Here is a 21,450-nt window from a genome sequence, read left to right on the forward strand (position 1 = left end):
GAGAGGCGCGTGGTGGGCGGTACAAGGATCGAACTTGTGACCCCTACCATGTCAAGGTAGTGCTCTACCGCTGAGCTAACCGCCCGTTACGCGCTGTTTCAGTCCCAGAAAGAAGCTCTTGGACGGAAAGTCCGGGGGTCGACCGGACCGGCAGGCTTTTAATCGCTGCCGGGCCGGTTGGCAAGCCTCCCCCGGATGGCCCATATTCTCCCCTTAATTGTCTTGGCCCATTGCCCCGGTTCTCCGGCTTCCCAGGATTCGATGACAAGTAGCGCTCCGATCAAAGCCCGTGCCTTCCGGCCCGACCCTGAATTTCCGGCCAACCCGCCCTTGCGGGTGACCCGGCCGCAGGATGCCGGCTTTACCGGCCCGGCCAGTGCCGTGGTGCTGTCCTCGCCCCATTCGGGCGATATCTACCCGGCCAGCTTCAAGGCTTACAGCCAGCTTGATCCGCTGACGCTGCGCCGCTCGGAAGATGCCTTCATCCACGAACTCTACGCCGATGGCCCCTCGCGCGGCGCGCCGCTGCTGGAAGCGCTGTTCCCGCGTGCCTATTGCGACCCGAACCGCTCGGCCTACGAACTCGATCCCGGCATGTTCGATGCGCCGCTGCCGCCCCATGTGGTCACCGAGAGCAGCAAGATCGGTGCCGGCCTGGGCACCATCGCCCGCGTCGTCGCCGGCGGCCTGGAAATCTACAAGAGCAAGATTCCGTTTTCCGAGGCCGAACGCCGCGTCGAAACCTGCTGGCGCCCGTATCACGACACGCTGCAAAGCCTGCTGACCGAGGCCAGGGCCCGCCACGGCGTGGCGCTGCTGCTGGATTGCCATTCGATGCCCAGCGTCGGCGGCAACAACATGCCTGATGCCGGCCAGCGCCGTGCCGATATGGTGATCGGCGATTTCCACGGCGTATCCTGCCCGACCCGGCTGGTCGACCGCGTCGAAGGCTATCTCGCCTCCTGCGGCTTCAGCACCACGCGCAACAAGCCCTATGCCGGCGGCTATATCACCCAGCATTACGCACGCCGTGACCAGGGCCTGCACACGCTGCAGCTCGAGATCAACCGCGATCTCTACATGGACGAGACCAGCATCACCAGATCGGCCGGCTTCATCCGCGTGCAGCGCGCCATGACCGGCCTGATCGAACTGCTGATCGCCTCCGCCACACCGGACTTCCTGAAGGATTGAGCCCCATGACCTCGCGATGCCGTCTGCTGCTCGCGGTTATGCTTCTGGCGCCCGCCCTCTGCCTTGCGACGACAGCGGCGCGCGCGGCCGAAGTTGGCAATGCCACCATGGGCCGCAGTCTGACCGAGCGCTGGTGCGTCGCCTGTCATGGCACCACATCGCGGGGCAGCGATGCGGCACCGTCGCTGCCGCGGCTGATGCGCGGCCGCAGTGCCGATGAGGCGCGCCTGCGCGGCTGGCTCGCCGCGCCGCATCCGCCGATGCGCGGCATCGAGCTGTCGCGCCAGGAAACCGAAGACATCATCGCCTGGCTGCGCCAGCTCGCGCGCGAGTGAGGCTCAGCGCTCCAGCGGCAGTGCCGTGGTGTGCTTGATCTGGTGCAGCACGATGGCCGAGCGCACGCTGCGCACGCCGGGTACGCGCAATAATCTCTCCGAGAGAAAATCGGCGAAGGCTTTCAGGTCGCGCGCCACGATGCGCAGCACGAAATCCGCCTCGCCGGTCACCGAGTAGCATTCAAGGATTTCAGGGAAGCGCAGTACCGCGGCCTCGAAGCCGTCCATCGCCTCGGCCTGGCGGTCCAGCGAGATGTTGCTGAAGGCCAGCACGGTGAGGCCGACGGCTTCGGGTTTCAGCAGGGCAGCGTAGGACGCGATCACGCCATCGGCTTCGAGTCTGCTCAGCCGCCGGCTGACCTGGCTGGCGCTCAGGCCGACGGTTTCGGCGAGCGCGGCATTGGCGGCGCGGCCGTCGGTCTGCAGGGCCGCGAGCAGCCGCAGGTCGAAAACATCCAGATCGGATAACATGCGGTTTTATCGCATAAATTGTTATAAAATGCCATAATATTGCACAAAATGCGGTTATTAAACGGAACTTGCCGAGTATTTGCATCGCTTCCGCCATATCCTTGCGGGCAGAAACTCCACAATTCCGGAGGCCCCCATGGCCCTCGCTGCCCAGCACGATGATCTCGTCATCCGCGCCGACTACACCCACGAGCAGCCGCTGGACCGTTACACGGCGGAAGACCACGCCGTCTGGCGCGACCTGTTCCGGCGCCAGGCCGCCCTGCTGTCGGGCCGCGCCTGCGATGAATTCCTCGCCGGCCTCACCGGTCTGGGCATGGCCGCAGATGGCGTGCCGGATTTCGAGCGGCTGTCCGATGTGCTGGAAAAGGCGACGGGCTGGCGCATTGTCTGCGTGCCCGGCCTGGTGCCCGACGCCGTGTTCTTCGGCCATCTCGCCGCGCGCCGTTTTCCGGTCACCTGGTGGATCCGCCAGCGCGCGCAGCTGGACTACATCCAGGAGCCCGACTGCTTCCACGATATCTACGGCCATGTGCCGCTGCTGATGAATCCGGTCTTCGCCGATTACATGCAGGCCTATGGTGCCGGCGGGCTGAAGGCCAACGGGCTCAACGCGCTGCATCATCTGGCGCGGCTCTACTGGTACACGGTGGAATTCGGGCTGATCGAACAGACGAACGGCGACCTGCGCATCTATGGCAGCGGGATTCTGTCCTCGAAAACCGAAAGCATCTTCTGTCTCGATTCTGCGGCGCCGAACCGCATCCGGTTCGACCTGATGCGGGTGATGCGCACGCGCTACCGCATCGACACCTTCCAGAAGAGCTATTTCGTGATCCGCAGCTTCGATGAGCTGTTCGAGGCGACAAAACCGGATTTCACCCCGCTGTATGCGCAGCTGGCGGGCCAGCCCGATTGCGGCGCCGCCGATGTGATGCCGCAAGATGCCGTCATCACGCGTGGTACCCTGAACGCGCAAGAGGGCGGCTGGGAAAACGACACCGCCGACGCCTGATCTGCTTGACCTTCCCGCATGGGAAGCTCTTATCTAGTCGGTATGCCATTTTCTCGCCGCCGGTTCCGTCCTTCCGCACTGCGCCGCTTCTGCGCGCTGGTGGCGATGCTTGGCCTGCTGTTCGCCGCCACGGTGGCCTCGGTGACGCATAGCGTGGCGATGCCGATGATGCCGGCCGCGCATATGGATGGTGGCACCACACATCACGATAGCGCGGCTGTTCCGGCTGCCGACCATGACTGCGGCGGCAGCGCCGCCACCGATGACATGGCCGCCGATGACACATCTGCGCCATCCGGCCCCTGCGAGCAGGGCTGTCTGCTGTGCAAAAGCTGTTCGCTGGCCAGTGTTGTGCTGCCGGCTGCACCCTCGGTGATCGCCGCCGGCGCCTATCACGACTATCAGCCGGCCCGTGTCCTCGCACCAGCCGGCATCACACCCGCCCAGCCGAACGAACCCCCACGCCTCTGATCTGCAGCATCGCTGCGAGTGCTGACACAACCGTCAGTCGCAGCGCAGTCGTATTGCGCATCATGCCGAGGGTGATTCCATGTTTTCGAGATGTCAGAGGGCAGCCGTTGCGCTGCTGATTGCAGCTGTTCTGCTGCTGGCCATGCCGCTGACGGTGCAGGCCGCAGACCCTGCCGATCCGGCAGCGATGGTGCCGCAGCCGGAATATCGCTCGGCCTTCTCAGGCTATCGCAAGGCCGGTTTCGACGAGAAGCGCGACTGGCACCAGGCCAACGATGCCGTGCGCGATACCGGCGGCCATGCCGGTGCCCTGAAAGACGGTGCGCCCGCAGAGGTCAGGCCGGCCGCGCCGTCGATGCCGATGATGCGTGGTCCAATGATGCCCGGCCCGATGATGCATGGCCCGCAGGGTCACCGCCATGGAGGGCGCCAGCCATGATGACCGTTCAAAAACGGATCGCAGTGCTCGCGCTGGCCGCCGTCACCGCCGGCTGCGCCGGACCGGTGGCCGAGCGCGCCTTCAACGATGTGGCCGCCACCACCGAGCAGCGCATCGGCCAGCGTCCGGCCTGGATCAAGAGCGATGACGACGAGCGCGCGGTGCGCGACACGCTCGATCGCCTGCTGGCCAGACCGCTGACGGCAGATGATGCCGTGCAGGTGGCGCTGCTCAACAACCGTCGCCTGCAGGGCAGTTTTGCCGAGCTGGGCATCGGTGCCGCGGATCTCACGGCATCCTGGCGGCCAGGCAATCCGGGCATCAGCTATGCCCGCCTGCGCCGTGGCAGCGAAACCGAAATCGAACGCGGCATCAGCATCGATGCTTTCAGTCTTCTTCTGCTGCCATTTGCCGCCGGGATCGAAGAGCGCCGTTATGAAGCCACCAAGCTGCGCACCGCCACCGCGGTACTGGCGCTGGCGGCCCAGACCCGCAAGGCCTGGTATGAGGCGGTGGCAGCCGAGCAGACAGCGGTTTATGTCGGCCAGATCCGCGATGCGGCGGAGACGCAGGCAGAGCTGGCGCGCCGCATGAAACAGGTCGGCAATGCCAGCGCGCTCCGGCTGCTGCGCGAACAGATCTTCTATGCCGATGCCACCGCGCGGCTGGCGAAAAGCCGTGTCATGGCGGTGGCGGCACGCGAGCGTCTTACGCGGCTCATGGGCCTGTGGGGTCGCGATACGGCGTTTCAATTGCCAGACCGGTTGCCCGATCTCCCCGCCGCGCCGCGCAATGTGGAGAATATCGAGGCGGAGGCGATTGCCGGGCGGCTGGATGTGCAGATGGCGAAAGCCGATCTCGCCGCCACGCGCAAGGCCTATGGCCTGACCAATGCCACGCGCTTTATCAACGTGCTGGAGGTCGGCTACCAGCGCAACAGCCAGACCGGCAAGGCGGACCAGAAGGGTTACGACATCGCGCTGGAAGTGCCGCTGTTCGATTTCGGCGATGCCAGGGCGACGCGTGCCGAGCATTATTACCTGCAGGCCGTCAATGCCCTGGCCGATACCGCCGTGCAGGCGCGGTCAGCAGCACGCGAAAATTATCTGGCCTATCGCGCGGCCTATGACCTGTCGCGGCATTACCAGGTCGAGATCATCCCGCTGCGCCAGAAGGCCAGCGAGGAGATGGTGCTGCGCTACAACGGCATGCTGATCAGCACATTCGAACTGCTGGCCGATGCGCGCGAACAGATTGCCGATGTCTCGGCCGCACTGGAAGCCCAGCGCGATTTCTGGATCGCCGACACCGATCTCAGTTTTGTCACCATCGCGCCGGTCGACAGCGGCGGCATGTCGGGCAGCAGCAACAGCCTGCTGCCGCGCCGTTCGGCAGCGGCCGCGCATTAAGGAGAGCAGCCATGTTTACCAGACGCAATCTGATTGCCGCCGCAGCCACCTCCATCGGGGGTGTTGCCGCCGCCACCGTCGCCCGTTCGGCGCTGGCTGCCCTGCCCGAGCCCGCTGTCTCGCCCGGGCCGAAGATGGTGCCGCCACCGCAGCCCAGCACCGGGCGCCCTTTCAATCCGGTGGTGACGCTGAACGGCTGGTCGGCGCCCTGGCGCATCAACGGCCAATGGAAGGAATTCCATCTGGTGGCCGAACCGGTGGTGCGCGAAATCGCACCGGGCATGAAGGCCAATCTCTGGGGCTATAACGGCAGCAGCCCGGGCCCCACCATCGAGGCAGTGGAAGGCGATTACGTGCGCCTCTTTGTCACCAACCGGCTGCCGGAACACACCACCATTCACTGGCATGGCATGCTGCTGCCCAGTGGCATGGATGGCGTCGGCGGCCTGAGCCAGCCGCAGATCAAGCCGGGTGAAACCTTCGTCTACGAATTCCAGCTGCGCAAATCCGGCACCTTCATGTATCACCCGCATGCCGACGAGATGGTGCAGATGGCGATGGGCATGATGGGCTTGTTCATCGTGCATCCGCGCGATCCGAACCAGTATCGCGTCGACCGCGACTTCGCCTTTCTGATCAACGCCTATGCCATCGAACCCGGCGCCGCCACGCCGAAGGTGGCGGAAATGACCGACTTCAACCTCTGGACCTGGAACAGCCGGGCCTTTCCCGGCATCGATACCCTGCCGGTGCGGCTGGGCGATCGCGTGCGCATCCGCTTCGGCAACCTGACCATGACCAACCATCCGATCCACCTGCATGGCTACGACTTCGCCGTCACCTGCACCGATGGCGGCTGGGTCCCGCCGTCGGCGCGCTGGCCGGAAGTCACCATCGACGCGCCGGTGGGCGCCATGCGCGCGTTCGAATTCGATGCCAATGCGCCGGGCGACTGGGCCTTCCACTGCCACAAGTCGCATCACACGATGAATCCGATGGGCCATGGCGTGCCCACCATGATCGGTGTCGACCATCGCGGCCTCACGCCGCGGCTGGTGTCGCTGATTCCCGATTACATGACCATGGGCGAGCGCGGCATGGCCGATATGGGCGAGATGGAAATGCCGTTGCCCGACAACACGCTGCCGATGATGACCGGCCAGGGCCCGTTCGGCCCGATCGAGATGGGCGGCATGTTCACCGTGGTGAAGGTGCGCGACGGGCTGGCACGCGGCGATTATCGCGATCCCGGCTGGTACAAACACCCGCCCGGCACCGTGGCTTACAAGGTCGATGGCAGTGCAGCCGCGCCGGCTGCCAAGCCATCCCAGACATCAACCGAACACAAGCATTGAGGATATACCGATGGCTTCCCTTTTCCTGAAAGCAGCTTTTGCCGCCGCCGCATTCGGCGCCCTACCGCTCACCGCGGCCGCGCATGGTCCGGAACAGCATTCCCCGGTTGGCGAGCCCGGCAAGGCATCGGCCGTGTCGCGCACCATCGCGGTCAGCATGAGCGATCAGATGCGCTTCGCACCCGCCAGCATCGCAGTGAAGCGTGGCGAAACCATCCGCTTCGTGGTGAAGAATGACGGGCTGGAACCGCATGAATTCATGCTGGGTGAGATCAAGGCCCTGCAGGAGCATGCCGAGGTGATGCGCAAGCATCCCACCATGGTGCATGACGAGCCCAATGCCATCACGGTGGCGCCGGCGCATACCGGCGAGCTGATCTGGCATTTCACCACCGCCGGCCGCGTCGATTTCGCCTGCCTGATCCCCGGGCATTTCGAGAAGGGCATGAAGGGCGATATCCAGGTGCGGAGGTAAGCGATGCGGCTGGCAGCGGGCATTCTGATCGTGTTTACCGCTTTCGGCGCGCTGGCGCAGACCGGTCGTACCGAAGGCGAGATCCGCAAGATCGACAAGGACACCGGCAAGATCACACTGCGTCACGGCCCGATCGCCGGTGACCTGGAGATGCCGGCCATGAGCATGGTGCTGCAGGTGAAGGATGCGACGCTGCTGGAACGACTGAAGGTCGGCGACCGCGTCGCGGCAACCATCCTGAAAGAGAATGGCGTCTTCTTTATCCAGGCAGCCGAGACGCAGCCGCGCTGAGAATAGAGCCGGGATGACAGCCATGCCGCCATCCCGGCCCATGTTTCACGGTTGATTACTGGCCGAGGAATCCGCGAACCAGCGCCACCGTCGCCTTCGGATTCTCTTCCATGATCCAGTGGCCCGAATCCGGCACCACGCCTTCGGTGACATTATCGGCGGCGGCGCGCATCACCACGGCCATGGTCAGGCCAAAGCTCTTCTCGCCACCCAGTGCCAGTACCGGCATTTTCAGCTTGCCGCCGGCCGCCAGCATCGCCTTGTTGTCGATCGCATCCTGGTCGAAGGCAGCGAACTGCGCGAAGCCGGAATGCATCGCACCGGGCATGGCATAAAGCTTGGCGTAATGCTGGCGCGAGCTTTCGCTGAAGCGCTTTGGGTTGGCCGAGAATTCATTCCAGAAGCGGTCGAGATAGATGCGTTCGCGGCCCTTCACCAGACGCTCCATGTCGGGGCCACCGAAGCGGAAATGCCACAGCAGCGGATTCTTGAGGACATCTTCCCACGGCCCGATGCCCGGCACCGGCGCATCGATCAGCACGAATTTCTTCACGCGGGCCGGATACTGCGCGGCAAAGGCATAGCCCACCATGTTGCCGATATCGTGGGTGACCAGATCGGCATTGCTGATCTTCAGCGCATCCAGTACGCCGGCCACGTCATGGGCCTGGGTCTTCTTGTCGAAGCCGGTCTTGGGCTTGGCCGAGAGGCCGAGGCCGCGCAGGTCGGGCACCACCACGGTGTGGTCGCGCGCCAGCTCCACGGCCAGGGGCACCCACATGTCGCCGGTCTCGCCATAGCCATGCAGCAGCACGACCGCCGGACCCTTGCCGCCGACACGCACATGGATCGTTGTGCCGTTGCTGGCGATGGACTGGGTCTTGAAGCTCTTTGGATAGGTGACGGCCTGATCGGATGCAGCAAGTGCCGGCATGGCGATGGTGCTGATGGCGGCGAGTGCCAGCGCACCGGTCAGCAGGCTGCGACGCGGAAGAGAGGGGATCATGATTTGGAATCCTTTTGTATGAGGGGTCGGGCTCAGAGGTTGCTCATGCCGCCGTCGATGATCAGTTCGCTGCCCACCGTGAAGGCGGATTCATCGGAGGCGAGAAAGACCACGGCCTTGGCGATCTCGGACGGCTGGCCAAAACGCTTGGCGGGAATCTGGTCCATGATACCGCTGGCCATCGCCTTGAGATCGGCTTCCGACAGGCCCAGCTTACCGTAGAGCGGCGTCGAGATGGGGCCGGGGCTGACAGCATTCACGCGTATGCCGCGACCGATCAGTTCACCCGACAGCGTGCGCGCCAGCGAGATCAGGCCGGCCTTGGTGGCGGCATAGACACTGGAATTCGGCATGCCGATGCGCGCATTGATCGAGGTGTTGAGCACCACCGAGGCCGGATTGCCGAAGACCGGCAGCAGGGCCTGCACCAGGAAGAACGGGCCCTTCAGGTTGACGGCCACCGAACGGTCGAAGCCGGCCTCGTCCCAGGCTTCCACCGGGCGGAAGTCGGCGACACCCGCATTGACGAACAGGATGTCGAGCTTGCCGAAGGCCTGCTGCACCTGGCGGGCGATGTCCTGCTGGCTGGCGATATTGCCGGCATCGGCCTGCAGGATCAGCACGCCGGGGCCCAGGGCGGCGCGGGCGGCTTCGATGGTGGCCGGGTTGGTGCCGGTGATGGCGACGCGGGCACCCTCGGCGACGAACTGGCGGGCCGTTTCCAGGCCGATGCCGCTGGTGCCACCGGTGATGAGCGCGGTCTTGTTGGTCAGGCGGGTCATGATGGGGGTTCCTTCAGGTGGTGCGTTTGCGATGGCCCGAAGGTGCGCCTTTCACGAGTGAATGGAAATTATTGATATTGAATATAGTCCATGCATAAATGCATGAGATGAGCAGGCCGGCACTGGACTGGAGCGATCTGCGGGTTTTTCTGGCGATTGCCCGCGAGGGCACGCTGGGGGCTGCGGCGCGCAAGATCGGCCAGACCCAACCCACCATGGGCCGTCGCCTGCGCGCGCTGGAAGCCGCGCTCGGCCATGTGCTGTTCCAGCGCACCGCCGATGGCTTCGTGCTCACCGATGAAGGCGGCACGCTGCTCAGGCATGCCGAACGCATCGAGGCGGAAACACTCGCGGCGCAGCGCCAGCTGGCCGCCGGTGTGCATGACATCGATGGCCTGCTGCGTATCTCAACACTCGACTGGTTCGCCATCTACATGCTGGCGCCAGTGCTGTCGGAATTCGGCCTGCAGTATCCGAAGGCCAGCGTGGAACTGCTGACCGATGCACGGCTCTACAGCCTGCCGCGCCGTGAAGCCGACATGGTGATTCGCATGCGGCCGTTCGACGAGCCCGAAGTGATCGGGCGGCGTCTGGTCACGGTGCCCTATGCACTCTATGCGCCGATCGGCAGCGCGGTGCCCACCTTCGGTGATGGCGCCGGCCTGCGTGTTGTCACCATGCACGAAGCCTATGCCGGCCGCCCCGATGTCCTGTGGCTGCAGCGTGCGCTCCCCCATGCCACTGCCGGCTTCAGCAGCAACAATCTCGCCGTGCAGGCGCAGATGTGTGCCTGGGGCGCCGGCTATACCGTGCTGCCGCGGCCGGTCGGCGATGCCACGCCGGGCATTGCCGCGATTGATCTGGATGAGCCATTGCCGGGCCGTGACCAGTATATCGGCTATCATCGTGACCTGCGCCGCCTGCCGCGTCTGCGCGCGCTCATGGATATGATCGTCGCGCGTCTGGCGGACTGAAATATTACAGCGGCAGTTTGGCATTGCTTGCGACGCGGGCAGATCGCCGCCCGCTTTTCAGTCCCGAGATTGGATTTTCGGCAGATATGGCCTGACGACGGCGGCATTTCTGCGGTTTCGGGCTGAGGGCCAGCCGGGCCTCCTCTGGCATGCATCCTGCTAAGACTCTCGCATCCTGCCAAGAGCGGGTCGATGTCCGCTCCGGAGTCTGTGTGCATGTCCGAGTCCGTTCCCGTTGCCGCCGGTTACGCGCCAGCCGCCGCATCCGATCATGTCGTCACCCTGCCGGCGCGGCCCGAACCGCTGCGGTTGAAGCCGAGTGAAACGGCACTGATCATTGTCGACATGCAGAATGCCTATGCCTCGCCCGGCGGTTATCTGGATCGTGCCGGTTTCGACATCGCCGGCACCGAGACCGTGATCGCGCAGATCGCCCGTACCGCGGCGGCAGCGCGGGCGGCGGGTATTCCGGTAATCTATTTCCAGAATGGCTGGGACCAGGATTACATCGAGGCCGGTGGTCCGGGCTCACCCAACTGGCATAAATCGAATGCGCTGAAGACCATGCGGCGCAAGCCGGAACTGGCCGGGCAGTTGCTGGCGAAAGGCGGCTGGGATTATGCGCTGGTCGATGCGCTGGCGCCGCAGCCCGGCGATATCGTGGTGCCCAAGCCGCGTTACAGCGGATTCTTCAACACCAATATCGACAGCCTGCTGCGGTCGCGCGGCATCCGCACGCTGGTCTTCACCGGCATTGCCACCAATGTCTGCGTCGAATCCTCGCTGCGCGATGCTTTCCATCTCGAATACTTTGGCGTTGCGCTCGCCGATGCCACCCATGCGGCCGGCCCGGATTTCGTGCAGGCCGCAGCACTTTACAATATCGAAACCTTCTTCGGCTGGGTGTCTACCGTGGCCGATTTCTGCGGCACCGTGGCGCAGAGTCCGCCGGCGGACGCCTGACGCCATCCGCCCCGCAACATTCCTGGGAGTTCCTGCATGCCGATGATGGCTGTCATTCCGCCCGGTTCGGGCAAACCGCTCGCGCCCTATTCGCCCGGCACACTGGCCGATGGCGTGCTCTATGTCTCCGGCACGCTGCCGTTCGACAAGGCCAATAATGTGCTGCATGTCGGCGATGCCGCGGCGCAGACCCGTGTTGTGCTCGACACGATCAAAACGGTGGTGGAGGCCGCCGGCGGCAGCATGGCGGATATCACCTTCAACTCGATCTTCATCACCGACTGGGCCAACTACGCGGCGGTCAACGCCGTCTATGCCGAGTATTTTCCCGGCGACAAGCCGGCGCGCTATTGCATCCAGTGCGGCCTGGTCAAACCCGACGCACTGATCGAGATCGCCAGCATCGCCCATATCGGCAGCAAGGACTGACGCAGCGTGCAGTACGAGGTTCATGGCCGCAAGGATGCGGCCGCCACGGTGCTTCTGTCCGCCGGCCTTGGCGGGCTGGGCAGTTTCTGGCTGCCGCAGCTGGCAGCGCTGACCGAACAATTCCGCGTGGTGCTCTATGATCATCGCGGCACCGGGCAGAATGCCGGCCCGCTGCCTGATGGCCATGACATCGCTGCCATGGCCGATGATGTGGTGCAGATTCTGGATAGTCTTGGTGTTGCCCGCGTTCATATGGTCGGCCATGCGCTCGGCGGCCTGATCGGCCTTGAGCTGGCGCTGCGTGCACCGGCGCGGCTTGATCGCCTGGTGCTGGTCAATGCCTGGAGCCGGGGCGAGGCGCATACGGCGCGCTGTTTTGCCATGCGCCGGCAATTGCTGCTGCATGTCGGCGTGGAGGCCTATCTGCAGGCGCAGCCGATTTTCCTCTATCCAGCGGCATGGCTGGCGCAGCGCAGCGCGCAGCTGGCCGAGGAGGCGGTGCAGGCGCAGCGGCACTTCCAGGGCAGTGCCAATCTGCTCAAGCGTATCGATGCCCTGCTCAGCTATGACGCCAGCGACCGGCTCGACCAGGTCATCGCGCCCACCCTGGTGGCGGCATCGCGTGATGACATTCTGGTACCCTGGACTGCCTCGCAGAAGCTGGCGGCAGGCCTGCCGCAGGCCCGCTTCTGGCTCACCGCCGAGGGCGGTCACGCCTGCACGGTCAGCGACCCGGCGCCCTTCAACCGCCGCCTGGTCGAGTTCCTCACTGCCGGCTGAGGCGTCAACGCCCGGTCATCTTCTCGCCGACCCGCTCGTGCAGTTCGGCCACTTCCGGTGTCAGGGCCTCGCCGAAATCGGCCATCTCGAACAGTGGCCGGATCTCGATCTCGCTCGGACCCGGCATCGGGTTGGGACAGCGCTTCACCCAGGCGACCGCATCGGCCATATCTTTCACCTGCCAGATCCAGAAACCGGCGATCAGCTCGCCGGTTGCGGCAAACGGCCCGTCGATGACCGTGCGGTTCGGGCCATCGAAGGCCACGCGCTTGCCCTTCGATGACGGATGCAGGCCGTCGCCGGCCTGCATGATGCCGGCATTGACCAGCTCCTCGTTATACTTGCCCATGGCTTCCAGCAGCTCGGTCGACGGCATGATGCCCGCTTCGCTGTCTTTCGTTGCCTTCACGATCACCATCACGCGCATTGTCTGTTCTCCTCTGAAAAGAAACCGGGTTAAGCCGTCATCAGGCTGTCGAGCTTGTCGAGGCTGGTGCTCCAGCCTTCTTTCATGCCGTCACGAGCCGCCGACCATTCCGGCGCCAGCTGCAGCAGGGTGCTTTCCAGACGCAGCTTGGTCTTGCCATCAGGCGTCGCCTCAAAGGTGACGATGTGAAAGCCCTCGACCAGATAGCGGCCGGTATCATCCTTCACCCAGGTGGTGCAGACGATCTTCGAAGGCGTGACGATCTCATGGTACATGCCGCCCATCGGCTGCACATGACCATCGGGCGCCTGCATATGCACCAGCCAGGCGCCGCCGGGCCGCGCATCCAGCTGGCAGACCGGTGCGGTATAACCTTTCGGTCCCCACCACTGCGCCATCTGCTGCGGATCGATCCAGGCACGGAAGACACGATCGCGCGGCGCGTTGAACACGCGGTTGAGCACCAGGTCGGGGGCCTTGTCGGGTTTCGGTGTTGCGGACATCGGATGCAGTCTCCTTTCCGGGTTCAGGGTGTTTCGGCCAGTGTCTTCAGATCGGCCAGGCCAGCTTCGAAATCGCCGCCGACCATCCGATCGAAGTTGAAGACCAAGTGCACCAGCTTGAACATCAGGGTGAGCGGCCCGGTCATCGCCCAGGTCACCGTGGTGCTGTCGCCGTTCGGCTCCAGCGTGAAGTCGGCACGGTTGGTGCTTTCGAAGGGCCTGACGAAATCCAGCCGCATGGCGATTTTGCTGCTTGGCATGCTCTCGATGATTTCCAGGCTGCCGGCGCCGATCTCCTTGTTGCCATCCCAGGCATAATGCGCGCCTTTGCCAGCGGCCGGGCCGCTGTAGCGGCGCTGCATGTCGGGGTCTTTCTTCTCGTAGGGCGACCAGCCGCGCCAGGCCTGCAGATCATTGATCAGCGGGAAGATCTTTTCCGGCGGGGCCTTGATGCTGGCCGAGCGCTGCACGCGGAAGGTATCGGGCCGCGTGGCGGCATAGGCCAGCACGCCAAGAATGGCGACGACGAGGATGATGGCAATGGCGATGAGAATTTTCAGCATGGCTTGGTCTTTCGATGGTGTGGGCAGGGGTGGGGTTACGCGCCGCGGTGGTTCTGATCGGTGTCCGGCTGGGGCTGCAGCTGTTCGAGATAGGCATGCAGGCGCTCCATGCTGTCGTCCCAGAAGCGGCGATAGGTCTGCAGCCAGCCGGCCAGCTCGCGTAAGGGTGCGGCCTCCAGCCGGCAGTCGCGCCATTGCGCCCGCCGGTGCCGCGACACCAGCCCGGCGCGTTCCAGCACCGTCAGGTGTTTCGACGCAGCCGGCAGGCTGAGGCCGAGCGGCGCCGCCAGGCTGCCGACCGGCGCCGGGCCCTGGGCCAGCCGCGCCAGGATGGCACGCCGGGTCGGGTCGGCCAGCGCCGACAGGGTGGCGCTGAGATGGTCGGGGACAAGGCGGTCTGGCGCCGGTGACATTCTGTATTTTCCAGTCAGGTTAAATAACTGATAGGTTAAATACAGAAGGCGCGCCGGTCCGTCAAGCCGGATTTTCAGGCTTCGCGCAGGAGGGCTTGCGGTCGGAAAATCCAACTGCAGGAGGAATCGGGGCGATGGCTATTCTGGGGTAAAATCGCCCGTAAAACGGCTCGATATGCCCATAGCAGGCAGTCTGACAGGCGTGTTGCAGGGAGATTCCATGCAAAACAGCTCGAAACACTCCTGGAAGAGGCTGTTTTAAGCGGGCTTAAGGCTGTTTTTGTCGAAATAAGCCCATTTTTGACCAGAGTTCCCTGAAATTATGGGCAAAAACGCGGTTTTTGCGCAAATGCGAGCAACGCGGTAAACGCTGTTTCCGGTGTGGTTCGGGCCCGTTTCAGGTCATCGGCACCATGACGTGCTTGGCGTAGCCCGGCCGCTGGGCCAGCCGGTCATGCCAGGCTCTCAGATGCGGCAGATCGGGGCGGGTGATCGGGAAAACCAGCCAGCGCTGCAGCTGACAGGCGGCCGGGATATCGCCCATGGTCAGCCGGTCCCCGGCTACGAAGGGCCGGCTGGCCAGGTGGGCATCCAGCCGGGCCCAGTATTCGGCGGCCTGGTCCTCGGCCCGGGTCATGGCATTGAGGTCGGCATTGACCGGATCGCGCACGAAGCCCCAGAACAGCACCCGCATCGGCTCGCCGATCAGACTGGAGGCCCAGTCCATCCAGCGGTCCGCCAGGCTGCGCTGTGCCGGATCGGCCAGCCACAGGCCGGTACCGGCGGCGTCGTACCTCGCAGCGAGATAGCGCAGCATGCTGTTGCTTTCCCAGTGGATGCTGCCATCGGCATCGACCAGCACCGGCACCAAGCCATTGGGATTCATCGCGCGATATTCCGGCGTGCCGTTGCCGCCGAATGCGCCGCCGACATTGATCTGCTCATAGACCAGCCCAAGCTCGTCGGCCGCCCACAACACCTTCTGGACATTGACAGAACTGGCGCGGCCCCAGATTTTCAGCATGGCGATTCGTTGCTCCCTCAAGCTTTTTCGTTCGTCCGAATACGACTAGACTCTGCCGCCATGCGCAAGCTGTACCATCTCTGGCTCTCCCCGCAGTCCCGCAAGGTCCGCGTCCTCCTCAAGGAGAAGGCGCTCGAATTCGATCTCGAGGTCGAGAAGCTGTGGGAGCGGCGACCGGAATTCCTCGCCATGGACCCGAGCGGCAATGGCCCGGTGCTGGTGGAGCATGACGGCCGCGTGCTGGCCGACAGCCAGGCGATCTGCGAATACCTCGACGAGGTCTATCCCAACAAGATGCTGCTCGGCTTCGATCCGCCGAGCCGGGCCGAGACGCGCCGGCTGGTGTCGTGGTGGGATCACAAATTCGGGCCTGAAGCCTCCGAGCCGCTGGTGTTCGAGAAGGTGATGAAGCGCTTCATGGGCATGGGCCATCCGGAATCCGCCGTGATCCGCATCGCGCACCAGAACATGAAGATCCATCTCGACTACATCGCCTGGCTCACCGAGCGCCGCAACTGGCTCGCCGGCGACGATTTCTCGCTCGCCGATATCGCGGCCGCGGCGCATATCAGCTGCCTCGACTATCTCGGCGACGTGTCCTGGGCCGATCATCCCGGCGCCCATGACTGGTATGCACGGGTCAAGTCGCGGCCCAGTTTCCGTCCGCTGCTGGCCGATCATATCCCCGGCCTGCCGCCGCCCAAGCATTACGCCGATCTGGATTTCTAAAAACCGACCCAACCCAGGAGATTACCCATGAGCATCCGTCGCATCGATGTTGGCCCCCGCATGAGCCAGGCCGTGGTGCATGGCAACACCGTGTATCTGGCCGGCCAGGTCGCCGCCGATCCGAAGGCCGATGTCACCGGCCAGACCGAGCAGATTCTCGCGCAGATCGACAAGCTGCTGAAGGAAGCCGGCACCGACAAGACCAAGATCCTGTCGACCAACATCTGGCTTGCCAGCATGAGCACCTTTGCCGACATGAACAAAGCCTGGGATGCCTGGGTGCCGAAGGGCAACACACCGGCGCGCGCCACCGTGGAGTCCAAGCTGGCGGCGCCGGACTACAAGGTCGAGATCGCCTGCATTGCCGCGATCGGTTGATCCAGACGACCTGAAGACACGGATCCGCCAGCAGGCGCTGGCGGAAGGATTCGATGCGGTCGGCTTTACATCGGCCGACCGCATCGGCCCCGAACTGGCCGCACGGCTCGACGAGTTCATGGCGCTGCAGCGTCACGGCGAGATGCGGTGGCTGGAAGACAAGGCCGAGCGCCGCCGCCACCCCAATGCCTTATGGCCCGAAGCACGCGGTATCATCGCTCTGGGCCTGAATTACGGCCCTGAGCGCGATCCGCTGGATGTGCTGCTGCACAAGGATCGCGCCGCGATCTCGGTCTATGCGCAGGGGCGCGACTATCATCTGGTGGTCAAGAAGAAGCTGAAAAGCCTGGCCGGCTGGCTGCACCGTCATGCCGGCAACGAGGTGAAGGTGTTTGTCGACACCGCGCCCTTGATGGAAAAGCCGCTGAGCGCCGCGGCCGGCATCGGCTGGCAGGGCAAGCACACGAATTTGGTGTCGCGCGATTTCGGCTCCTGGCTGTTTCTGGGCCTGATCCTCACCACGGCCGAATTGCCGCCCGATGATGCGGAAATCGATCACTGCGGGTCGTGCAGCAGCTGCCTCGACATCTGCCCGACCCAGGCGTTTCCCGCGCCCTACCAGCTCGATGCGCGACGCTGTATTTCCTATCTCACCATCGAATATGACGGCGTGATCGACGCGGAATTCGCAGGCGCGATGGGCAACCGCATCTATGGCTGCGATGACTGCCTTGCCGTCTGTCCGTGGAACAAGTTCGCATCTGCCGCGCGCGAAATCACGCTGCAAAGCCGGCCGGAGCTGGATGCGCCGCTGTTGCTGGAGCTGGCTGCGCTCGATGATGCCGGTTTCCGTGCGCGTTTCGCCACCACGGCAGTCAAGCGCATCGGGCGTGACCGCTTCGTGCGCAATGTCTGCGTCGCGCTGGGCAACAGCGGCGATGCCGCCGCGATTCCGGTGTTGCAGCGATTATCGAACGATGCGGCGGCGGCGGTGCGGGCGCAGGCCGCGCAGGCGCTGAAGGGCCTGGCTAATCCGGCCTGACGTCCATCTGCTCGATATACTGGCCGGCGGAAATCGCCGCCGGCGTATCGGGCGCCAGCAGGCGCACCTGGATCAGGTCTTCGCGGGCGCCGCGCTTGTCGCCCTTGCTGAGCCGCAGGATGCCGCGCTCCAATAAAGCCTCCGGCAGGCGCGGCTGGATCGCCAGTGCGGTTTCGGCATCTTCCAGCGCGCCGCTCATGTCGCCGGTCTGGCGGCGGGCCGCCGCGCGCAGCGCCAGGGCATCCTCACGCGTCGGATCGGCCGAGAGCGCGATATCGAGATCCTTGCGCGCCGCGGCATAATCGTTCAGCGCCGCAGAGGCCAGGGCGCGGTCGATCAGCAGGTCCGGCGTATCGGGGGCCGCCTTCAGTGCGATGTCGAGCAATTGTCTGGCGCGCTGCGGCTGTTCGGCCAGCAGCCAGGCATTGGCCGCCTGGTCGAGGATCGCCACGGTCAGATGCGGCGCCTGCTTCTCGGCCAGTGGCAGCAGTTTTTCCAGCCGGTCGGCGGCATCGCCGTAATGCTTCAGCTCCACCAGCGCCAGCGCCGCGCAATGCTGGGCCGGCAGGCCGCCGCCGGTGGCCTGCCAGAGCTGGGCATGGGCAAAGCCGTCTTCCGGATTCTTGCGCACTGCCGCCAGGCAGTCCTGATAGGCGGCATCCTGCAGCACGGTCGAGCGCTGGGTCGCCTGCTGCGCCCTGACAGCGAGCGGCAGAATCAGCAGCACACCAAGGCTGGCGAATGCCGTCAGGCGCATTATCTTGAGGGCAGGAAGCATGGCGCGGCAGAGTGGCGCCGTGGCATGGCAAAAGCAAGGCATCGGGCAAAGCAAGGTATCGGACTGCGATGGGTGACACACTGTTCTGCTTCGGGCTGGGTTTCAGCGCCAAGGTGCTGGCCGCCCGGCTGCATGCCGAAGGCTGGGATGTGATCGGCACCAGCCGCAGTCTGGAAAAAGCGGCCAATCTCGCTGCCCTTGGTTATGACAGCCATGTTTTCGACGGCACTGCGCCGCTCAGCGATCCTTCCGTGCTGGCACCGGCAACGCATATGCTGATCTCGGTGCCGGCCGAGGAAGACGCCGATGCCGTGCTGCGCTGGCACAGCGAACATATTGCGCGGCTGCCGAACCTGAAATGGCTCGGCTATCTCTCCACCACCGGGGTCTATGGCGACCGTGCCGGTGGCTGGGTGGATGAAACCACGCCGATCAATCCGACCCAGGGGCGCAGCAGGCGCCGCGCCGAAGCCGAGGCCGGCTGGCTGCGACTGCAGGCCGAGCATGGCGTGCCGGTGCATGTGTTCCGGCTCGCCGGTATCTACGGTCCGGGCCGCAACCAGCTGGAAGGCATCAAACGCGGCACGGCGCATCGCATCAACAAGCCGGGCCAGGTGTTCTGCCGCATCCATGTCGCGGATATTGCCAGTGTGCTGCAGGCCTCGATGGCCCGGCCCAATCCCGGCGCGATCTATAATCTGGCCGATGACGAGCCGGCCCCGCCGCAGGATGTGGTGGCCTATGCCGCCGAATTGCTGAAGCTGCCGGTGCCGCCGGAGATTCCTTTCGCTGCGGCAAATCTCTCGCCGATGGCGGCGAGCTTCTATGCCGACAGCCGCCGCGTGCGCAACGACCGTATCAAGACCGAACTGGGCGTGACGCTGCAATACCCGACCTATCGCGAAGGCCTGGCGGCCCTCTTGTGAGCTATCACTTGGGAATGATAATGCGAGACTACAGGATAATCGCGATATGCTGCATGTTGATCTTATCGGCTTGCGGTAATCGAGGAGAGTATCCTGCCTCGTCAATCAAGATTAGACCGTCCTCAACCGCGGCACTGGCGACAATAGAGAATTTGGCAAAAATAGAGAATCTGCTGGAAACAAGCGGGTACCAGAAAATTGTCAATTATCCACTCGATGGTAAGAGGGGATATTTATCTGGTGAAGGAGAGGTTGAAATTTACCATGCTTATCGCCTGACGAATAACATAGCGGCGGTAGTGGCTAGGCCCTTCGATCTCGTGGGCGGTACTATTTTGCAGGTATCAAGCAGAACAACTTTAAAAGATGCCCAATACATTCCATCGATAGATGGGCGACTTTCCATTTTCATGACTGAATGGACTAAACGTGGGGAGCCATTCTCTCCTGCAGCAAGAGAGGCATTTGAAGATTTAGCGGCGAAATTGAAAAGCACCTTTGGTAATAAGAGTGTTGAAGTGCCGGACAATTGGGGTGATGCGATAATATTTTACACGAAAGATGGCCAGCCCTTGCCAAGGTAAGGAAAATGACAGTCACCGCGCAGAATTCTGCATAGCAGCTAAATGTCTGGCCGCCATTTCCAGCTTTTCCGGGTCAACTAGGCGGTGGATTGCTGGTTGCAGGTCATGGCATAGAAGTTCGTCAGCTCTTCGCAGTCCCGATCACAGCAGGCCCAGCACGGCTTCCGTCAGCAGGGCGAGATCCTGCGGCCTGGAGAGGCGGTGATCGCCATCGCGAATCAGCGTCAGCCGCGTATCGCCGCCCTGGAAGGCGGCGGCGGTCTTCACCGCGTGCATATAAGGCACATCGGGATCTTCCATGCCCTGCAGGATGCGCACCGGCCGGTCATAGGCGATGCCCGGCTTGAGGATCATGTGCTCGCGGCCTTCGGTGATCAGCTTCAGCGTATATTCATAGGGCTGGTCGGAATATTGCGACGGTTCGCGCAGGATGCCATCCCGCAGCAGCACAGCGCGTTGCTGCTCGCTCATGCCGGCCCACATCAGGTCTTCGGTGAAATCCAGCGCCGGGGCGATCAGCACCAGGCCGGCAGTACGGTCGGGCAGCGCGAGGGCGGCCAGCGTGGCGAGCCAGCCACCCATGCTGGAGCCCACAATGATCTGTGGCCCGACACAGACCTCGCGCAGCACCGCCAGCGTGTCTTCTTTCCAGCGGCCGATAGTGCCATCGAGAAAGGCCCCATCTGACTGGCCATGACCGAAATAATCAAACCGCACAAAGCCCAGACCCTGCTGCTGCGCCGCTGCCTCCAGCGCCATGGCCTTGGTGCCGGTCATGTCGGATTTGAAACCGCCGCAGAACAGGATACCGGGTTTGTCGGCGCGCCTGGCGGCCGTGGCACAATAGGCGAGGCGGGTGCCGTCGGGCCTGGACAGATACTGTGTTTCGCTCATCCGCTCTATCTAGCGCCTTCCGGGCGTGGTTTCCATGCCGCGGCGCGCAGGCGGGCGGTTTCCTGCTGGTCGGGCGGCAGGGTCGCCGCCAGGCTGACGCGGGCACGTTCGGCGGGTGCGTAGTTGCGACGCGCCGCAATGGTGAACCAGGTCAGCGCCGCCACCTTGTCGATCGCCACGCCGCGGCCGTCGCGCAGCAGGACGGCGAGGTTGTTTTGCGACACTTCATGCCCCTGTTCGGCATTGCGCTGAAACAGCGCGGCGGCACGCGCCTCATCTTTGGGAACGTAGCTGCCGGCCAAAAGGGCAAAAGCGACATCGAAGCGCGACACGATATCGCGTGTTGCCGTGGCACGGTCGAGCATGGCCTGCATCCGGGCGGGATCGGGTGTCATGCCATAGCCCTTCCAGGCCGCTTCGGCGAGATAGAGCTGGGCGCGGATATTCCCATTGTTGGCACCGGCCTGCAGATCGGCCACGGCATCGCGCAGCACCGGGGCCGGGCTGGTTTTCGGCGGCGCGCGTGGATTGATCTGGCGGCGTTTTTCCTCGATCAGGCCATCGGCCACCGTGAGCGCGGCAAGCCGCGACATGCCCGGCCGAATGCGCTGATCATACAGGCTGAGCAGCATCACCTGATCGGCCTCGGTGAGGTCGGCCACCGTGGTGTAATAGCTCAGCACCGAATGCAGGCTGTGCGGATGGTTCAGCAGGCCGAAGCTGTGCAGGATTTCATGCCGCACGCAGCGCTCGATATTGGGCGCGGCCAGATTGATCTGCAGGTTCACATGCTGGATATG

General features: G+C 64.0%; 29 protein-coding genes and 1 tRNA gene. 18 read left to right on the plus strand and 12 right to left on the minus strand.

Annotated features, from left to right (window positions below; translation table 11 throughout):
• Positions 1–10: 10 nt before the first annotated feature.
• Positions 11–85, minus strand: a tRNA-Val gene (locus AAG799_RS15070).
• Positions 86–261: 176 nt separating this feature from the next.
• Here AAG799_RS15070 and AAG799_RS15075 point away from each other — a divergent pair.
• Positions 262–1,194, plus strand: coding sequence for an N-formylglutamate amidohydrolase (locus AAG799_RS15075; RefSeq protein ID WP_341897325.1), 933 nt, complete (start codon positions 262–264; stop codon positions 1,192–1,194).
• A 5-nt stretch (positions 1,195–1,199) separates the two neighbouring features.
• Positions 1,200–1,529, plus strand: a complete 330-nt coding sequence (locus AAG799_RS15080) for a c-type cytochrome (RefSeq protein ID WP_341897327.1) — start codon at positions 1,200–1,202, stop codon at positions 1,527–1,529.
• A 3-nt stretch (positions 1,530–1,532) separates the two neighbouring features.
• On the opposite strand, the gene AAG799_RS15085 is transcribed toward AAG799_RS15080, so the two are convergent.
• Complete coding sequence (locus AAG799_RS15085) at positions 1,533–2,000, minus strand: Lrp/AsnC family transcriptional regulator (RefSeq protein ID WP_341897329.1); 468 nt, start codon at positions 1,998–2,000, stop codon at positions 1,533–1,535.
• Between the two features lie 136 nt (positions 2,001–2,136).
• Here AAG799_RS15085 and phhA point away from each other — a divergent pair, with 136 nt between their 5' ends.
• The 7 genes from phhA to AAG799_RS15120 all read left to right on the plus strand — a co-directional run bounded on the left by phhA (position 2,137) and on the right by AAG799_RS15120 (position 7,455).
• Complete coding sequence (phhA, locus tag AAG799_RS15090) at positions 2,137–3,015, plus strand: phenylalanine 4-monooxygenase (protein ID WP_341897331.1); 879 nt, start codon at positions 2,137–2,139, stop codon at positions 3,013–3,015.
• Positions 3,016–3,057: 42 nt separating this feature from the next.
• Positions 3,058–3,486 (plus strand): hypothetical protein, encoded by a 429-nt coding sequence (locus AAG799_RS15095; protein ID WP_341897333.1) that lies wholly within the window; start codon positions 3,058–3,060, stop codon positions 3,484–3,486.
• Positions 3,487–3,565: 79 nt separating this feature from the next.
• A complete protein-coding gene (locus AAG799_RS15100; protein WP_341897335.1) occupies positions 3,566–3,925 on the plus strand; it encodes a hypothetical protein in 360 nt (119 codons plus the stop codon).
• Positions 3,922–5,334: a TolC family protein gene (locus tag AAG799_RS15105; protein ID WP_341897337.1), complete on the plus strand. Its 1,413-nt coding sequence runs from the start codon at positions 3,922–3,924 to the stop codon at positions 5,332–5,334. The genes AAG799_RS15100 and AAG799_RS15105 overlap by 4 nt, the downstream gene beginning before the upstream one ends.
• Before the next feature lie 11 nt (positions 5,335–5,345).
• A complete protein-coding gene (locus AAG799_RS15110; RefSeq protein WP_341897339.1) occupies positions 5,346–6,689 on the plus strand; it encodes a copper oxidase in 1,344 nt (447 codons plus the stop codon).
• Between the two features lie 10 nt (positions 6,690–6,699).
• On the plus strand, positions 6,700–7,164 hold the full coding sequence (locus AAG799_RS15115) for a cupredoxin family protein (RefSeq protein WP_341897341.1): 465 nt from the start codon (positions 6,700–6,702) through the stop codon (positions 7,162–7,164).
• A 3-nt stretch (positions 7,165–7,167) separates the two neighbouring features.
• Positions 7,168–7,455 (plus strand): copper-binding protein, encoded by a 288-nt coding sequence (locus tag AAG799_RS15120; RefSeq protein ID WP_341897343.1) that lies wholly within the window; start codon positions 7,168–7,170, stop codon positions 7,453–7,455.
• 55 nt (positions 7,456–7,510) lie between these two features.
• Here the strand turns inward: AAG799_RS15120 and AAG799_RS15125 are convergent, their stop codons facing one another.
• Positions 7,511–8,461 carry an alpha/beta hydrolase gene (locus AAG799_RS15125; RefSeq protein ID WP_341897345.1) on the minus strand — a complete coding sequence of 317 codons (951 nt, stop codon included), beginning with the start codon at positions 8,459–8,461 and terminating at the stop codon, positions 7,511–7,513.
• A 32-nt stretch (positions 8,462–8,493) separates the two neighbouring features.
• Positions 8,494–9,243 carry an SDR family oxidoreductase gene (locus tag AAG799_RS15130; protein WP_341897347.1) on the minus strand — a complete coding sequence of 250 codons (750 nt, stop codon included), beginning with the start codon at positions 9,241–9,243 and terminating at the stop codon, positions 8,494–8,496.
• Positions 9,244–9,350: 107 nt separating this feature from the next.
• Here AAG799_RS15130 and AAG799_RS15135 point away from each other — a divergent pair, with 107 nt between their 5' ends.
• The 4 genes from AAG799_RS15135 to rutD all read left to right on the plus strand — a co-directional run bounded on the left by AAG799_RS15135 (position 9,351) and on the right by rutD (position 12,389).
• A complete protein-coding gene (locus tag AAG799_RS15135; protein ID WP_341897349.1) occupies positions 9,351–10,217 on the plus strand; it encodes a LysR family transcriptional regulator in 867 nt (288 codons plus the stop codon).
• Between the two features lie 216 nt (positions 10,218–10,433).
• Positions 10,434–11,180 (plus strand): pyrimidine utilization protein B, encoded by a 747-nt coding sequence (gene rutB, locus AAG799_RS15140; RefSeq protein WP_341897352.1) that lies wholly within the window; start codon positions 10,434–10,436, stop codon positions 11,178–11,180.
• A 36-nt stretch (positions 11,181–11,216) separates the two neighbouring features.
• Complete coding sequence (gene rutC / locus AAG799_RS15145) at positions 11,217–11,609, plus strand: pyrimidine utilization protein C (protein ID WP_341897354.1); 393 nt, start codon at positions 11,217–11,219, stop codon at positions 11,607–11,609.
• 6 nt (positions 11,610–11,615) lie between these two features.
• Complete coding sequence (gene rutD / locus AAG799_RS15150) at positions 11,616–12,389, plus strand: pyrimidine utilization protein D (RefSeq protein WP_341897356.1); 774 nt, start codon at positions 11,616–11,618, stop codon at positions 12,387–12,389.
• Between the two features lie 4 nt (positions 12,390–12,393).
• Here the strand turns inward: rutD and AAG799_RS15155 are convergent, their stop codons facing one another.
• From AAG799_RS15155 to AAG799_RS15175, 5 genes are all read right to left on the minus strand, one after another.
• Positions 12,394–12,816 carry a YciI family protein gene (locus AAG799_RS15155; RefSeq protein WP_341897358.1) on the minus strand — a complete coding sequence of 141 codons (423 nt, stop codon included), beginning with the start codon at positions 12,814–12,816 and terminating at the stop codon, positions 12,394–12,396.
• A gap of 29 nt (positions 12,817–12,845) precedes the next feature.
• A complete protein-coding gene (locus tag AAG799_RS15160; protein ID WP_341897360.1) occupies positions 12,846–13,319 on the minus strand; it encodes an SRPBCC domain-containing protein in 474 nt (157 codons plus the stop codon).
• Between the two features lie 23 nt (positions 13,320–13,342).
• Positions 13,343–13,882 (minus strand): SRPBCC family protein, encoded by a 540-nt coding sequence (locus tag AAG799_RS15165; protein ID WP_341897362.1) that lies wholly within the window; start codon positions 13,880–13,882, stop codon positions 13,343–13,345.
• A 35-nt stretch (positions 13,883–13,917) separates the two neighbouring features.
• Complete coding sequence (locus tag AAG799_RS15170) at positions 13,918–14,295, minus strand: metalloregulator ArsR/SmtB family transcription factor (RefSeq protein ID WP_341897364.1); 378 nt, start codon at positions 14,293–14,295, stop codon at positions 13,918–13,920.
• A gap of 397 nt (positions 14,296–14,692) precedes the next feature.
• Positions 14,693–15,319: a glutathione S-transferase family protein gene (locus AAG799_RS15175; protein WP_341897366.1), complete on the minus strand. Its 627-nt coding sequence runs from the start codon at positions 15,317–15,319 to the stop codon at positions 14,693–14,695.
• A 60-nt stretch (positions 15,320–15,379) separates the two neighbouring features.
• On the opposite strand from AAG799_RS15175, the gene AAG799_RS15180 reads away from it, so the two are divergent.
• Genes AAG799_RS15180 through queG form a run of 3 tightly spaced genes read left to right on the plus strand, consistent with a single transcriptional unit; the run spans position 15,380 to position 17,468 of the window.
• Entirely contained in the window at positions 15,380–16,048 is a 669-nt protein-coding gene (locus AAG799_RS15180) for a glutathione S-transferase family protein (RefSeq protein ID WP_341897368.1), read from the plus strand.
• A gap of 27 nt (positions 16,049–16,075) precedes the next feature.
• Complete coding sequence (locus tag AAG799_RS15185; protein WP_341897370.1) at positions 16,076–16,426, plus strand: RidA family protein; 351 nt, start codon at positions 16,076–16,078, stop codon at positions 16,424–16,426.
• On the plus strand, positions 16,410–17,468 hold the full coding sequence (gene queG / locus AAG799_RS15190; protein WP_341897372.1) for a tRNA epoxyqueuosine(34) reductase QueG: 1,059 nt from the start codon (positions 16,410–16,412) through the stop codon (positions 17,466–17,468). The genes AAG799_RS15185 and queG overlap by 17 nt, the downstream gene beginning before the upstream one ends.
• Here queG and AAG799_RS15195 read toward each other — a convergent pair.
• Entirely contained in the window at positions 17,455–18,225 is a 771-nt protein-coding gene (locus AAG799_RS15195) for a tetratricopeptide repeat protein (RefSeq protein ID WP_341897374.1), read from the minus strand. The two genes, queG and AAG799_RS15195, sit on opposite strands and share 14 nt — an antisense overlap.
• Before the next feature lie 89 nt (positions 18,226–18,314).
• Between AAG799_RS15195 and AAG799_RS15200 the strand changes: the two genes are divergently transcribed.
• Both AAG799_RS15200 and AAG799_RS15205 read left to right on the plus strand, forming a co-directional pair.
• Complete coding sequence (locus AAG799_RS15200) at positions 18,315–19,172, plus strand: SDR family oxidoreductase (protein WP_341897376.1); 858 nt, start codon at positions 18,315–18,317, stop codon at positions 19,170–19,172.
• 53 nt (positions 19,173–19,225) lie between these two features.
• Positions 19,226–19,756, plus strand: coding sequence for a hypothetical protein (locus AAG799_RS15205; protein WP_341897378.1), 531 nt, complete (start codon positions 19,226–19,228; stop codon positions 19,754–19,756).
• Between the two features lie 141 nt (positions 19,757–19,897).
• Here AAG799_RS15205 and AAG799_RS15210 read toward each other — a convergent pair whose 3' ends face one another.
• Both AAG799_RS15210 and AAG799_RS15215 read right to left on the minus strand, forming a co-directional pair.
• Complete coding sequence (locus AAG799_RS15210) at positions 19,898–20,650, minus strand: alpha/beta hydrolase (protein ID WP_341897380.1); 753 nt, start codon at positions 20,648–20,650, stop codon at positions 19,898–19,900.
• A 5-nt stretch (positions 20,651–20,655) separates the two neighbouring features.
• Positions 20,656–21,450, minus strand: a 795-nt coding sequence (locus AAG799_RS15215) for a DUF2927 domain-containing protein (protein ID WP_341897382.1), incomplete at its 5' end; no start/stop codon positions are given.

Origin of the sequence: Ferrovibrio terrae (assembly GCF_943371255.1) — a bacterium.
Classification (GTDB): domain Bacteria; phylum Pseudomonadota; class Alphaproteobacteria; order Ferrovibrionales; family Ferrovibrionaceae; genus Ferrovibrio; species Ferrovibrio terrae_B.